At 60.5% G+C, this 12,784-nt stretch carries 15 protein-coding genes and 1 pseudogene; 11 read left to right on the top strand and 5 right to left on the bottom strand.

What is annotated here, in order from left to right; translation table 11 throughout:
• Nucleotides 1-400 precede the first annotated feature (400 nt).
• Together H3221_RS11250 and H3221_RS11245 are read left to right on the top strand one after the other, a co-directional pair.
• Nucleotides 401-832, top strand: coding sequence for an HIT family protein (locus tag H3221_RS11250; RefSeq protein WP_196475345.1), 432 nt, complete (start codon nt 401-403; stop codon nt 830-832).
• Entirely contained in the window at nt 829-1,035 is a 207-nt protein-coding gene (locus H3221_RS11245) for a SlyX family protein (protein WP_004423461.1), read from the top strand. The genes H3221_RS11250 and H3221_RS11245 overlap by 4 nt, the downstream gene beginning before the upstream one ends.
• A 42-nt stretch (nt 1,036-1,077) precedes the next feature.
• On the opposite strand, the gene H3221_RS11240 is transcribed toward H3221_RS11245, so the two are convergent.
• From H3221_RS11240 to H3221_RS11225, 5 genes and pseudogenes are all read right to left on the bottom strand, one after another.
• Nucleotides 1,078-1,308, bottom strand: coding sequence for a cold shock domain-containing protein (locus H3221_RS11240; RefSeq protein WP_162237607.1), 231 nt, complete (start codon nt 1,306-1,308; stop codon nt 1,078-1,080).
• 132 nt (nt 1,309-1,440) lie between these two features.
• Nucleotides 1,441-1,701: pseudogene (locus tag H3221_RS25675) on the bottom strand (cold shock domain-containing protein membrane protein); the annotation flags it as partial.
• A 172-nt stretch (nt 1,702-1,873) separates the two neighbouring features.
• Nucleotides 1,874-2,941, bottom strand: coding sequence for a GGDEF domain-containing protein (locus H3221_RS11235; RefSeq protein WP_196475346.1), 1,068 nt, complete (start codon nt 2,939-2,941; stop codon nt 1,874-1,876).
• A gap of 96 nt (nt 2,942-3,037) precedes the next feature.
• Entirely contained in the window at nt 3,038-3,508 is a 471-nt protein-coding gene (locus H3221_RS11230; protein ID WP_196475347.1) for a Dps family protein, read from the bottom strand.
• 185 nt (nt 3,509-3,693) lie between these two features.
• Nucleotides 3,694-4,812 (bottom strand): HD domain-containing phosphohydrolase, encoded by a 1,119-nt coding sequence (locus H3221_RS11225; RefSeq protein WP_196475348.1) that lies wholly within the window; start codon nt 4,810-4,812, stop codon nt 3,694-3,696.
• A 198-nt stretch (nt 4,813-5,010) separates the two neighbouring features.
• On the opposite strand from H3221_RS11225, the gene aspS reads away from it, so the two are divergent.
• From aspS to tolA, 9 genes are all read left to right on the top strand, one after another.
• Nucleotides 5,011-6,786: an aspartate--tRNA ligase gene (gene aspS / locus H3221_RS11220; RefSeq protein ID WP_196475349.1), complete on the top strand. Its 1,776-nt coding sequence runs from the start codon at nt 5,011-5,013 to the stop codon at nt 6,784-6,786.
• Between the two features lie 104 nt (nt 6,787-6,890).
• On the top strand, nt 6,891-7,640 hold the full coding sequence (locus H3221_RS11215) for a YebC/PmpR family DNA-binding transcriptional regulator (protein ID WP_160020681.1): 750 nt from the start codon (nt 6,891-6,893) through the stop codon (nt 7,638-7,640).
• Between the two features lie 196 nt (nt 7,641-7,836).
• Nucleotides 7,837-8,361 (top strand): crossover junction endodeoxyribonuclease RuvC, encoded by a 525-nt coding sequence (gene ruvC, locus H3221_RS11210; protein WP_017361755.1) that lies wholly within the window; start codon nt 7,837-7,839, stop codon nt 8,359-8,361.
• A 21-nt stretch (nt 8,362-8,382) separates the two neighbouring features.
• Entirely contained in the window at nt 8,383-8,988 is a 606-nt protein-coding gene (ruvA, locus tag H3221_RS11205; RefSeq protein WP_160020680.1) for a Holliday junction branch migration protein RuvA, read from the top strand.
• A gap of 100 nt (nt 8,989-9,088) precedes the next feature.
• A complete protein-coding gene (gene ruvB / locus H3221_RS11200) occupies nt 9,089-10,141 on the top strand; it encodes a Holliday junction branch migration DNA helicase RuvB (protein ID WP_160020679.1) in 1,053 nt (350 codons plus the stop codon).
• A 53-nt stretch (nt 10,142-10,194) separates the two neighbouring features.
• Complete coding sequence (ybgC, locus tag H3221_RS11195) at nt 10,195-10,647, top strand: tol-pal system-associated acyl-CoA thioesterase (protein ID WP_160020678.1); 453 nt, start codon at nt 10,195-10,197, stop codon at nt 10,645-10,647.
• 2 nt (nt 10,648-10,649) lie between these two features.
• Nucleotides 10,650-11,345, top strand: coding sequence for a protein TolQ (gene tolQ / locus H3221_RS11190; protein WP_037003717.1), 696 nt, complete (start codon nt 10,650-10,652; stop codon nt 11,343-11,345).
• 27 nt (nt 11,346-11,372) lie between these two features.
• Entirely contained in the window at nt 11,373-11,825 is a 453-nt protein-coding gene (tolR, locus tag H3221_RS11185; protein WP_021488348.1) for a protein TolR, read from the top strand.
• The gene (gene tolA / locus H3221_RS11180) at nt 11,822-12,784 is read left to right on the top strand and encodes a cell envelope integrity protein TolA (protein ID WP_196475434.1); all 963 of its coding nucleotides are present in this window, start codon (nt 11,822-11,824) and stop codon (nt 12,782-12,784) included. The genes tolR and tolA overlap by 4 nt, the downstream gene beginning before the upstream one ends.

The following is a 12,784-nucleotide window of genomic DNA, read 5'->3' as shown; positions in this document are numbered from 1 at the left end:
TGCGCGGCTAGCCGAGCATTGCTTTCACAGATAGCAAAAGTCGTGCTCAAAACCTGGATGTCCCGCTAAAACCTTGATTTTCTGGCATGCAGTGTGTCGAGCAGCGACGCTGATCCCGCGTCTGGCGCGGGTTTGCCTGAGCGATGCCAGTTCTTCGCGTCCGGACAGCGGCTGGCGTTATCGTCTGCGTTCATATTGCTGCCCCGGTAACGCTTAGCAGTGTTTATTACGGGAAGAAACAAAATGGTGCACACCTGCGGTGCGCGTGCATTCGGGCTGCCTTGCGTTGGTGCGTGGTCGGCGGATGAAGTCTCGACTGAGCCAGCGTATGCTGCGCGCCATAGGTTGGCCCTCGCTGGGGCTACGCTTGATTGATTCCTTTATATGGAGGAGAGCCGTCATGTTCGCTCTGGATTCGCGTCTGCAGCAGGATTGCCTGTGGGTCGGGGATTTTCCCCTGTGTCGTTTGCTGCTGATGAATGACTCCAACTACCCCTGGTTCATCCTCGTGCCGCGACGTGAGGAGGTCAGTGAGCTGTTCCAGCTCGACGCTGACGATCAGCGTCAACTGTGGCAGGAAACCACGTTGCTGGCAGAGATCCTCAAGGACACTTTTGCCGCCGACAAGATGAACGTGGCTACGCTCGGCAATGTGGTCGGTCAGTTGCATATGCATGTGATCGTGCGTCGACGTGACGATGTCGCTTGGCCCGCTCCGGTGTGGGGGCGGCATCCTGCGCAGCCTTATGCCGGGCAGAAGGTGGGACAGATCATCGACAAGCTGCGCCTGGTGCTGACCGAGGATTTTCAGTTTGCCGGAGAGCCAGCATGAGTCTCGAGTCGCGGATCATGGAGCTGGAGAGCCGCCTGGCTTTTCAGGATGACACCATTCAGGCGCTCAGCGATGAGCTGGTCGAGCAGAACAGACGCATCGAGCGGATGCAGCTGCAATTGACGGTTCTGGCGCGACGCCAGGAGGAGTTGAGTGGTCAGGCGGGTATTGCCGAAGATGAAGCGCCGCCACCTCATTACTGATATGAAAAAGCCCGGTTTCCCGGGCTTTTCTTTGCGTGCAGCTCAGCGCCGCGAAGGGGCTGCAGCGATCACGTCTTCTGCCTGCAGGCCTTTGTCACGCTGCATGACCGAGAACTCCACGCGTTGGCCTTCGATCAGTACGCGGTGACCTTCGCCGCGAATGGCACGGAAGTGCACGAAGATATCGTCACCCGAGTCGCGGGAAATGAAGCCGAATCCCTTGGATGTGTTGAACCATTTGACGGTGCCGGTCTCGCGATCATCTGGCGTCACGCTGGTGCTGATACTGGCTTTTGGTGCGGACACACGTTGGTCTGCGCTGCGCGGCTGCGTGTTCAGTTGCGCTGCAAGGCTCAGTGCCACGGCGATTACCAAGGCCAGAAGCGGCAGCCAGATGGCGGGTTGGCTACCGATGCTTGGCAGCGGGGCAAGCAGGATCAGACTCTGTACCACGGCAGCCAGTATCAATAGAGCCGATGACAGCCCCTGCAGTTGCTGACGCGCGGCGTGGGTGTTCTGTTGTTGCGCTGCGGCAAGCAGGTTGAGCAGGCCGATGAGGACCAGATAAATGGCATCCGGGGTGGTCAGGAACGAAGTGGAAAAACCGGGTAAGGCAGACAGCAGCAGGGCGGCAAACCCTGTCACGAGATGGGTAATCTTCAACATCTTCGATGAACTCACTGATTGAATGATGACTCAAGGTGTTGCGGAGAGAGCGCGCTTCAAGGGCTGCCAGTCGAGCGGCAACGACGCGCGCCGGTATACAGGGGTAGCGACGCCGCAGAACGGTAATGCGGCGTGCAAGGCTATTTAACAGCAAAGGCGGGGGCTTCTCAAATCAAGCGCTTAGCATCGTTTCGCTGATAATCGGGTGGACCTGATTGCGGCCGGCGCGTTTGGCCTGATAAAGCGCGTCATCGGCCCGAGTGAGCAAGGATTCGAATGTGTCGCCTTCTTCGGCCATGGCGCAGCCGAAGGACGCGGTGATGCTGTCCAGAATCTGGTCCGTTCGTCTTACCTTGATCCTCAGTGACTGGATCTTGTGGCGCAGTTGTTCGGCGAAATCGAGAACTTCGTTGAGGTTGGCGCAGTTGCGCAGTACCACGCAGAACTCTTCGCCGCCGTAGCGCGCAGCAAAGGCCTCTGGTGGCAGCAGGTCGCGTAATAGTTGTCCGACGTGTTGCAGTACGCGGTCACCCAGTGGGTGGCCATATTGATCGTTGAACTGCTTGAAATGGTCGATATCCAGAATCACCAGCGCCAGGCCCTGCTGCGACTCGTTCAGGGCGCGCTCCAGCAGGCGGGTAAAGGCATGGCGATTGAATACGCGGGTCAGGCTGTCGAGTGTTGCTGCCAGATGTGCGCGTTCCAGTTGGCTGCGCAGGTGGGTGATCTCTTGCTGAGCGGCGCGTAGGCGATAGAGGAATTTTTCCTGCTGATCCTGCATCAGCTGGGTGCTTTCCTGCAGCTCGCTGAGCACGCTGGGTAGATCGTCGGTGATGGGTTCCTGCAGTGCGCTGAGGCCTTGGCTCAGGCTCTGCTGGTAATGCAGGCCGCCGATCACGCTGCGTGAGACGTCGCCTTCGATATCATCGACCAGCTCGATTACCTGCTGCTGGCCGGCGCGCGCTTCCTCCAGCTCGCCGCGGATGATGTAGTCGCGAAACAGCCGGCTGGCGGTTTCCGGCGGGAACACGTCGAAGTCTTCGACCACCTTGTCCAGGCGGCGGTTGAGCTCGGGTTCGCCGCCTCTGCTGTAGGTGTACCACAGCGCGTAGTGCACCGGATTTGGCGGTATGTCGTGGCGCATCATCAGCGGTACGGCCTGCTTCAGGAGTTCGGCCGCCTCGCGGGTTTCCTCCGGATACAGATCGATGATGCTGGGCGGTTTGGCTGGTTGACTCATGGGTGTCGAAAACTCAATGGCGAATGGCCAGAGCATAGATCAGGGCAAGGCTGCCTGCCTAATGAAAAGGCCCGGATCACCGGGCCTCTGAGTATCTCAAACAGCGAGCAGGCTGCGCAGCATCCAGGCGGTTTTCTCGTGTACCTGCATGCGTTGGGTCAGCAGGTCGGCAGTCGGCTCGTCGCTGACCTTGTCCAGCAGCGGGAAAATGCCGCGCGCAGTGCGTACGACGGCCTCTTGGCCTTGCACCAGTTGCTTGATCATATCGTCGGCGCTGGGTACGCCTTCCTCTTCCTTGATCGAGGACAGGCGGGCGTAGGCGGCGTAGGTGCCTGGCGCCGGGAAGCCCAGTGCACGGATTCGTTCGGCGATTGCGTCAACCGCCAGGGCCAGTTCGGTGTACTGACCTTCGAACATCAGGTGCAGGGTGTTGAACATCGGACCGGTGACGTTCCAATGGAAATTATGGGTCTTCAGGTACAGGGTGTAGGTGTCGGCCAAAAGGCGCGAGAGGCCTTCGGCGATGGCGGCGCGATCCTGTTCGGCGATTCCGATATTGATTTCCATGGTTTTTCTCCTTTCAGGTGAGCCCAGGGTGTCTATCCCGCAGTGTTGGTGAAAGCCTAACACGCAGGGCGTCGAGATGATCTTGGCTTATATCAATGAGAGCGATGTTTAGAGGCTATTGATAGCGGACGGTTCAATAAATCCTGCTTTGGCGGCGTCAATCCTGTGCGTGGCGCAATGCTCGTTCAGCCGTGCGCCAGCCTAGGCTTCTGCTGCAGAGTGCGATTGAACACCTCCACCCAATGGGCGCTGAATTGCTGGCCGGCAAGGTTGTTGATTTCCAGTATGGCGCGTAGCAATGGACGCTTGCTCAAAGTCTGGTGTGCACGTTCATGGGTCCTTGCGTCAAAGGTGTCGACGATATGCAGGATCAGTGCGCCTGGGGCAATCTCCTTTTCGCGCAGGCCTTTGGGGTAGCCAGAGCCGTCAGCGTGTTCCTGATGCTGGAGGATGATCTCCATGGCCGCTGACCAGTCAGGCATGCGTTTGAGCAGGTCGCTGGCCAGGCGTGGGTGGCCTTGCATCATGCGTCGTTCTTCGCGGTTGAAATGGCTTTGCTTGTGCAGGAGCTCCAGTGGCAGGAAGGCCATGCCCAGATCGTGCAAGCAGACTGCGGCCGCCAGTTGCTCTGGCTGCTCAGCGTATCCGCCCGCTGCATTGATGCTCAGTGCCAGTTCCAGCAGGCGCAGGTTGCGGCCTCGCCAGTAGGGGGAGCGCTGTTCGGCGGCCTCGGTCAGTGCGCAAAAGAACTGCAGGTCGGGCTGGATCACGATTGCGTGGCGTGCAAGCAGTGCTGCGCTTTTGCTGGGTTCCACTTCTTCGGTGAATTGCAGGCGAGTGCTGGGGTCCATCTGCTGCAGCAGTTCGAGGCGTACCTCGGTCTGTCGCTCATTCGGCGTCATGGCCAGCGCCTGAAGCGCGCCGCAGAGTCGGCTGAGCTGCGTGCTGTCCGGGGTGGCTTCGGCGCCGCCCAGGGCCTGAGCGACCAATGCCCGCAGATGGTCGAGGCTGAGCAGCAATATGTCCCCGAGCAGGCTGTCGAAGGTCAGGCGGCCCGAGCGCAGGGCATCGAGTACGTCTTCCATGGCTTGTGGCAGTGGCATCAGCTCGTTGAGCTCGACGTAACCAAGATTGCCCTTGAGCGTATGGATCAGGCGAAACAGCTCGCGCAGCCGTTCCGTGCTCTTTGGCGCTCGCTCCAGTTCGATCAGCAGTTGCTCGCAGCGGGGAAACTGCTCGGCGGCGTCAAGGCGAAAGTCTTCCAGTAGATCGCTGGACAGGTCGCTGCGATGGGGTCGGGCCATGGTCGTTCTCCAGACAGGAGGCGACCTTCATTATAGAAGCCATCTGCCGAGCGGCTGCGTCATGACGATTTACGCTATATAATCCCGCTCTTTATCGAAGCGCGGCGTACGGTTGGACGTTCGCTGTGGTGTAGCTCCTGCCCAGGGCGTTGGGGGCTGCCTGACCTATCCAAGACCTTAGAGAAGCGAAACACGATCATGATGCGCAGCCACTATTGCGGCCAGTTGAACGAGAGCCTGGATGGCCAGGAAATCACCCTTTGCGGCTGGGTACATCGTCGCCGTGACCATGGCGGGGTGATCTTCCTCGATATCCGTGATCGTGAAGGTCTGGCCCAGGTGGTGTTCGATCCTGATCGTGCCGATACCTTCGCCAAGGCTGACCGCGTGCGCAGCGAATACGTGGTCAAGATCACCGGCAAGGTGCGTCTGCGTCCAGCGGGCGCGGTCAACCCGAACATGGCGTCCGGCGCCATCGAGGTGCTGGGCTATGAGCTGGAAGTGCTCAACGAAGCGGAAACCCCGCCGTTCCCCCTCAATGAGTACACCGACGTTGGCGAAGAAACCCGCCTGCGTTATCGCTTCATCGACCTGCGTCGCCCGGAAATGGCCGAGAAGCTCAAGCTGCGCTCGCGCATCACCTCGAGCATCCGTCGCTACCTCGACGACAACGGCTTCCTCGACGTGGAAACACCGATTCTGACTCGCGCCACCCCGGAAGGTGCGCGCGACTATCTGGTGCCGAGCCGCACCCACGCCGGCAGCTTCTTCGCCCTGCCGCAGTCGCCGCAGCTGTTCAAGCAACTGCTGATGGTCGCCGGCTTCGACCGCTACTACCAGATCGCCAAGTGCTTCCGCGATGAAGACCTGCGCGCTGATCGTCAGCCGGAATTTACCCAGATCGACATCGAGACCAGCTTCCTCGATGAAAAAGACATCATGGACATCACCGAGACCATGGTGCGCAACCTGTTCAAGGAAGTGCTGGATGTCGAGTTCGGCGAGTTGCCGCACATGACTCTGGCTGAAGCCATGCGTCGCTTCGGTTCGGACAAGCCGGACCTGCGTATCCCGCTGGAACTGGTTGATGTTGAAGATCAGCTCAAGGACGTCGAGTTCAAGGTATTCGCCGGTCCGGCCAACGACCCGAAATGCCGCGTTACCGCGCTGCGCGTACCGGGCGGGGCGAGCATGCCGCGCAAGCAGATCGACGACTACACCAAGTTCGTCGGCATCTATGGTGCCAAGGGTCTGGCCTATATCAAGGTCAACGAGCGCGCTGCCGGCGTTGAGGGTTTGCAGTCGCCGATCGTCAAGAACATCCCGCTGGACAACATCAATGTCATCCTCGACCGCGTTGGGGCCGTCGATGGCGATATCGTGTTCTTCGGTGCCGACAAGGCCAAGATCGTCAGCGAGGCTCTGGGCGCTCTGCGCATCAAGCTGGGTCATGACCTGAACCTGCTGACCTGCGAGTGGGCGCCGCTGTGGGTCGTCGACTTCCCGATGTTCGAGGAGAACGACGACGGCAGCCTGACCGCCATGCATCACCCGTTCACCTCGCCGAGCTGCAGCCCCGAGGAGCTGGAGGCCAACCCGGCCGCTGCGCTGTCGCGCGCCTACGACATGGTGCTCAACGGCACCGAACTGGGTGGCGGCTCCATCCGTATTCATGACAAGGCCATGCAGCAGACCGTGTTCCGTGTGCTCGGCATCAGCGAAGAAGAGCAGCAGGAGAAGTTCGGCTTCCTGCTCGATGCGCTGAAGTATGGCGCACCACCTCATGGAGGCCTGGCTTTCGGCCTGGACCGTCTGGTGATGCTGATGACCGGTGCCAGCTCGATTCGCGAAGTGATCGCCTTCCCGAAAACCCAGAGCGCAGCCTGCGTCATGACTCAGGCGCCGGGCGTCGTCGACAACAAGTCGCTGCGCGAGCTGCACATCCGCCTGCGCGAGCAAGCCAAGGCCGAATAAGCCTGCAAAAGAAGCCTGGTGATCCCAGGCTTCTTCGTTATGGGGTGGAGAGACTCAAGTGCTTACGCCCCGGCAATTGTGAAACCTTATAGATGGAGTGAGTTATGGCTGGTCATTCCAAATGGGCCAACATCAAGCACCGCAAGGGGCGTCAGGACGCCAAGCGCGGCAAGATCTTCACCAAGCTGATTCGTGAACTGACGGTCGCCGCCAAGCACGGCGGTCCGATCCCGGCGGACAACCCGCGTCTGCGTCTGGCGGTGGACAAGGCGCTGACCAACAACATGTCGCGTGACGTGATCGACCGCGCCATTGCTCGTGGTGCCGGCAACAACGAAGCCGACAATGTCGTCGAGTTCAGCTACGAAGGTTACGCACCGAGCGGCGTGGCGATCATCGTCGAGGTGATGACCGATAACCGTAATCGCACCGCCGCCGAAGTGCGCCATGCCTTCACCAAATGCGGTGGCAACCTCGGCACCGACGGCTCGGTCGCCTACATGTTCGACCGCAAGGGGCAGATCAGCTTTGCGCCGGGTGTCGATGAAGATGCCCTGATGGAAGCGGCTCTGGAGGCCGGTGCCGACGATGTGGAAATGGGCGAGGACGGTTCGGGCCTGGTGTCGACCAGCTTCACCGAGTTCCATGCCGTCAACGAAGCACTTAGCGCCGCCGGTTTCAAAGCCGAGGAAGCGGAAATCGCCATGATCCCCTCGATCAGTGCGCCGATTGCCGACCTGGAAACTGCGCAGAAGGTGTTCAAGCTGATCGACATGCTTGAAGACCTGGATGACGTGCAGAACGTCTACCACAACGCCGAAGTCTCCGACGAGATCATGGAGCAGCTCGGCTGAAGCAGCTTGTCGCCCGGACGAGTAGGGTGGGACGGGCGGCGATCCGCTTCAGCCCACCATGGCAAACAACCCTGGTGGGCTGAAGCCCACCCTACGGCCACCCTACGGTTTTCTCGGGTTCCACCGGTGCGTCACGAGTGACGGCGCATTAGGACCCCCGTATACTCGCCAACTGGATAAATAGACAGTTGCTGATATGACCCTGATTCTAGGCATCGACCCAGGTTCGCGTATTACCGGCTATGGCGTGGTGCGCGATACCGGGCGTGGTTGCGAGTACGTGGCGTCAGGCTGCATTCGTACCGGTAACGGGCCATTGGCCGAGCGCCTGCAGATCGTCTTTCGTGGCGTCAGCGAGGTGATTCGCACTCATGGGCCGGTGACCATGGGCATCGAGCAGGTGTTCATGGCGCGCAATGCCGACTCGGCGCTCAAGCTGGGGCAGGCGCGTGGCGCCGCTATCGTCGCGGCGGTGGAGGCCGGGCTTGAGGTCAGCGAGTACACCGCGACCCAGGTCAAGCAGGCGGTGGTCGGTACCGGGGCGGCTGACAAGCAGCAGGTGCAGATGATGGTCATGCATTTGCTCAAGCTGGTGCAGAAACCGCAGATCGACGCTTCCGATGCATTGGGCATCGCACTGTGTCATGCCCATCACCGACAGAGTCTCATTCCCCATGGGCTCGCCGGCGCCAAGCGGCGTGGCGGCCGTCTTCGTTTGTAATCGGATTAAAGGAAAACAGTGGTGATCGGACGTTTGCGCGGCACCCTGGCGGAGAAGCAGCCGCCGCATTTGCTTCTGGATGTGAATGGTGTCGGTTATGAGCTGGAAGTGCCGATGACGACCCTTTATCGTCTGCCTGCGGTGGGCGAGCCGGTCACCCTGCACGCTCACCTGGTGGTGCGTGAAGATGCACACCTGCTGTATGGCTTCTTCGAAAAGCGTGAGCGTGAGCTGTTTCGCGAGTTGATTCGCCTCAATGGCGTTGGCCCCAAGCTGGCGCTGGCGCTGATGTCGGGTCTTGAGGTCGACGAGCTGGTGCGCTGCGTGCAGTCTCAGGACACGGCGGCCCTGGTCAAGGTCCCGGGTGTCGGCAAGAAAACCGCCGAGCGTCTGCTGGTCGAGCTCAAGGACCGCTTCAAGGCCTGGGAGTCGATACCGTCCATTGCGCCATTGGTGGTTGAACCTCAACTGGCTCAGGCAGTCTCAAGCGCGGAGAATGACGCCGTCAGTGCCCTGATATCCCTTGGCTACAAGCCGCAGGAGGCCAGTCGAGCAGTTGCCGTGGTCAAGGAGGACGGTCTGAGCAGTGAAGATTTGATTCGACGTGCGCTGCGCGGCATGGCGTAGGGTGGATGACGCCTTTTTCATCCACCAGCTTTTCGGGGGAAAACGCTGCGCGGTTTTCCACCCTGCATTGCAATTCAATGGACTCTAGTGGAACCCCTCGATGATCGAAGCCGATCGCCTGATAACCTCCAGCCCGCGTGAGCGCGAAGAGCAGCAGGACCGAGCCATTCGTCCGCTGCGCCTGGCTGACTACATTGGTCAGCCCGTGGTGCGTGAGCAGATGGCGCTGTTCATCCAGGCTGCACGGGGCAGGGCGGAAGCGCTCGACCATACGCTGATCTTCGGTCCGCCAGGCCTGGGCAAGACTACCCTGGCCAATATCATCGCCCAGGAAATGGGCAGCTCAATCAAGAGCACCTCCGGTCCGGTGCTCGAGCGGCCGGGTGATCTGGCCGCGCTGCTGACCAATCTGGAAAGCGGCGATGTGCTGTTCATCGACGAGATTCACCGTCTTTCGCCGGTGGTCGAAGAGGTGCTGTATCCCGCGATGGAAGACTTCCAGCTCGACATCATGATCGGCGAAGGTCCTGCCGCGCGTTCGATCAAGCTGGATCTGCCGCCCTTCACCCTGGTCGGCGCCACCACCCGTGCCGGCATGCTGACCAACCCGCTGCGTGACCGTTTCGGCATCGTCCAGCGCCTGGAGTTCTACGGCATCGACGACCTGGCCACCATCGTCTCGCGCTCGGCTGGTATTCTCGGCCTGCCCATCGAGGCCAAGGGCGCCTTCGAGATTGCCCGTCGTGCCCGTGGCACTCCGCGTATCGCCAACCGACTGTTGCGCCGTGTGCGCGATTTTGCCGAAGTGCGCGGTAACGGGCAGATCTCCCAGGCCACTGCCGATCAGGCCCTTAATCTATTGGATGTCGACGAGCGTGGTTTCGACCATTCCGATCGTCGCCTGCTGCTGGCCATGATCGAGAAGTTCGATGGTGGTCCGGTCGGGCTCGATAGCCTGGCGGCAGCCATCGGCGAGGAGCGTCATACCATCGAGGACGTGCTCGAACCTTATCTGATTCAGCAGGGTTATATGATGCGCACCCCGCGCGGGCGTGTGGTCACCCGTCACGCCTACCTGCACTTCGGGTTGAACATTCCCAAACGCGCTGGCGAGCAGGCCGGTGGCGATCTTTTCTCGGCAGGTGACGAATGACGAAAAAATTGTTACCGGGCCGGATTGGCAAGCAGCAGGCCGAGGACTAGAGTATGCGCGCGCCAAACGAAGTGCAGCCGTTCAGCCACCGTTGCCGGGTCTACTACGAGGACACCGACGCGGGCGGCATCGTCTACTACGTCAACTACCTCAAATTCATGGAGCGGGCTCGCACCGAGCGTCTGCGTGAGCTGGGTTATGCCCAGTCGACGCTTGCGGGTGAGGGCCTGTTGTTCGTCGTGCATTCTGCCGAGGCGCGTTATCACGCGCCGGCGCGCCTGGATGACGAACTGGTGATCAGCGCCGATGTGATCGAATTGAACCGTGCCAGCCTGCGTTTTCGTCAACAGGTCAGGCGGGCTGCGGATGATGTGCTGCTCTGCGAAGGGCAGTTTCTGGTGGCCTGTGTGCGCGCCGACAACTTGAAACCCCGGGCCATCCCCGAGACCCTGCGACACGCGTTCGCCGGGACGCAGGCGCCGGGCTTAATTGCAGCAGGAGAGTAAGCGTGGAAGCTAACGCCGTTGACCATATGTCGATGTGGAGTCTGATCAGTAACGCCAGCTTCGTGGTTCAGCTGGTGATGCTGACCCTGGTGGCCGCTTCGGTCATTTCCTGGGTGATGATCTTCCAGCGCAGTAATTCGATTCGCGCCGCCAAGCGTGCCCTGGACAACTTCGAGGATCGCTTCTGGTCCGGTATCGATCTGTCCAAACTATATCGCCAGGCGGGTAGCAACCCCGATCCGGATTCTGGTCTGGAACAGATCTTTCGTGCCGGTTTCAAGGAATTCTCCCGCCTGCGTCAGCAGCAGGGAGTTGACCCGGACGCGGTGATGGACGGCGTGGCTCGTGCCATGCGCGTGGCCATCTCCCGTGAGGAAGAGAAATTGGAAACCGCGCTGCCATTTCTCGCCACCGTTGGTTCGACCAGTCCGTACATCGGCCTGTTCGGTACCGTATGGGGCATCATGAACTCCTTCCGAGGTCTGGCTCAGGTGCAGCAAGCCACGCTTGCAACCGTGGCGCCGGGTATCGCCGAAGCGCTGATCGCTACCGCCATCGGCCTGTTCGCGGCGATTCCGGCGGTTATCGCCTACAACCGCTTCTCTGCCCGCAGCGAGATGCTGATCGGTCGTTACTACACCTTCGCCGACGAGTTCCAGGCCATCCTGCACCGCAAAGTGCACACCTCGGAAGACTAAGGCGAGCGAAGAGGACAGGTTTTAACCATGGCGAGAATTCGCAACAGACGCAAACCGGTTGCCGAGATGAACGTGGTGCCCTACATCGACGTGATGTTGGTACTGCTGGTCATCTTCATGGTCACCGCGCCGATGCTCAATCAGGGCGTCAAGGTCGATCTGCCCAAGGTCAGCAGTGAAGCGCTGCCGCAGGACAACGACGCCCAGGTGTTGACCATCTCCATCAAGGCCGACAAGACCTACTACTGGAACATGGGCAGCGAGGTTGACGTCGACACCGAGCAGGAGCGCGCCTCGACCCTCGAGCAGATGACGCAGGCAGTCTCGGCGATCATCGCCGAGAACCGTCGTCAGGGTAAGCAGGTGCAGGTGTTCGTGCGTGGTGATCGCACGGTCGATTACGGCACCGTGATGTCGGCTATGGGCGGTCTGCAGCAGGCCGACGTGGGCAACGTCGGACTGATTACCGAGGCTCCCTGATGCAGCAAACCGAGCGTCCGCAATCGGAAAGCTACTTCTGGCCCGTGGTTTGGGCGGTGGGTCTGCACGTCCTGATGTTCGCCATGCTGTTCGTCAGCTTCGCCTTCACACCCGAACTGCCGCCGGCGCGCCCGGTGGTGCAGGCTACGCTGTATCAGTTGCAATCGCAGAGCCAGGCCACCACGCAGACCACGCAAAAGGTGGCCGGCGAGGCGCAGAAAACCTCGGCACCGCAATTCGAGACCGAACGCCTGGAGCAGAAGAAGGCTGAAGAGCAGAAGGTAGCTGCAGCCAAGAAGGCCGAGGAACAAAAGCAGGCTGAAGAGGCTCGAAAGGCCGAAGCGGCGAAGAAAGCCGAGGCCGAGAAGGCCGCCGAACAGAAACGTCAGGCGGATATCGCGAAGAAGCGTGCCGAGGACGAAGCGAAGAAGAAAGCCGCTGAGGACGCCAAGAAGAAGGCTGCTGAGGACGCGAAGAAGAAAGCGGCGGAGGAGGCCAAGAAAAAGGCCGCTGCTGACGCCGCGAAGAAGAAAGCCGCCGAGGACGCCAAGCGCAAGGCCGAAGATGCACGACGCAAGGCCGCCGAGGATCAGAAGGCAGCCGCGCTGGCTGAGCTGCTGTCTGACAACGTGCAGAACCAGCAGGCGCTGGCCGAGACGCATGGCGACCAGGTGGCCGGCAACCTTGATGACCTGATCATCAAGCTGATTACCGAGAACTGGCAGCGACCGATGTCGGCGCGCCGTGGCATGAGCGTCGAGCTGCTGATTCAGATGCTGCCCGACGGCACCGTGACCAACGCCAGCGTGTCGCGCTCCAGTGGCGATGCGCCGTTCGACAACTCGGCCGTTGCAGCTGTACGTAACGTCGGGCGTATTCCCGAGATGCAACAATTGGATCGCGCTACCTTCGACCGTATGTACAGGAAGCGTCGCGTCATTTTCAAACCGGAGGATTGA

Source organism: Pseudomonas chaetocerotis (assembly GCF_015712105.2).
GTDB classification, from domain to species: domain Bacteria; phylum Pseudomonadota; class Gammaproteobacteria; order Pseudomonadales; family Pseudomonadaceae; genus Aquipseudomonas; species Aquipseudomonas chaetocerotis.
The sequence above is the reverse complement of the archived record's forward strand: the minus strand, read 5'-3'. Positions and strand labels throughout refer to the sequence as shown.

Bases quoted from the DNA above. Each gene is read 5' to 3' on its own strand.
- H3221_RS11235 (WP_196475346.1), bottom strand. From the start codon at position 2,941: ATGAGTCAACCAGCCAAACCGCCCAGCATCATCGATCTGTATCCGGAG.
- H3221_RS11215 (WP_160020681.1), top strand. From the start codon at position 6,891: ATGGCTGGTCATTCCAAATGGGCCAACATCAAGCACCGCAAGGGGCGT.
- tolR (WP_021488348.1), top strand. From the start codon at position 11,373: ATGGCGAGAATTCGCAACAGACGCAAACCGGTTGCCGAGATGAACGTG.
- ruvC (WP_017361755.1), top strand. From the start codon at position 7,837: ATGACCCTGATTCTAGGCATCGACCCAGGTTCGCGTATTACCGGCTAT.
- ybgC (WP_160020678.1), top strand. From the start codon at position 10,195: ATGCGCGCGCCAAACGAAGTGCAGCCGTTCAGCCACCGTTGCCGGGTC.
- aspS (WP_196475349.1), top strand. From the start codon at position 5,011: ATGATGCGCAGCCACTATTGCGGCCAGTTGAACGAGAGCCTGGATGGC.
- H3221_RS11250 (WP_196475345.1), top strand. From the start codon at position 401: ATGTTCGCTCTGGATTCGCGTCTGCAGCAGGATTGCCTGTGGGTCGGG.
- ruvB (WP_160020679.1), top strand. From the start codon at position 9,089: ATGATCGAAGCCGATCGCCTGATAACCTCCAGCCCGCGTGAGCGCGAA.
- H3221_RS11245 (WP_004423461.1), top strand. From the start codon at position 829: ATGAGTCTCGAGTCGCGGATCATGGAGCTGGAGAGCCGCCTGGCTTTT.
- H3221_RS11230 (WP_196475347.1), bottom strand. From the start codon at position 3,508: ATGGAAATCAATATCGGAATCGCCGAACAGGATCGCGCCGCCATCGCC.
- H3221_RS11225 (WP_196475348.1), bottom strand. From the start codon at position 4,812: ATGGCCCGACCCCATCGCAGCGACCTGTCCAGCGATCTACTGGAAGAC.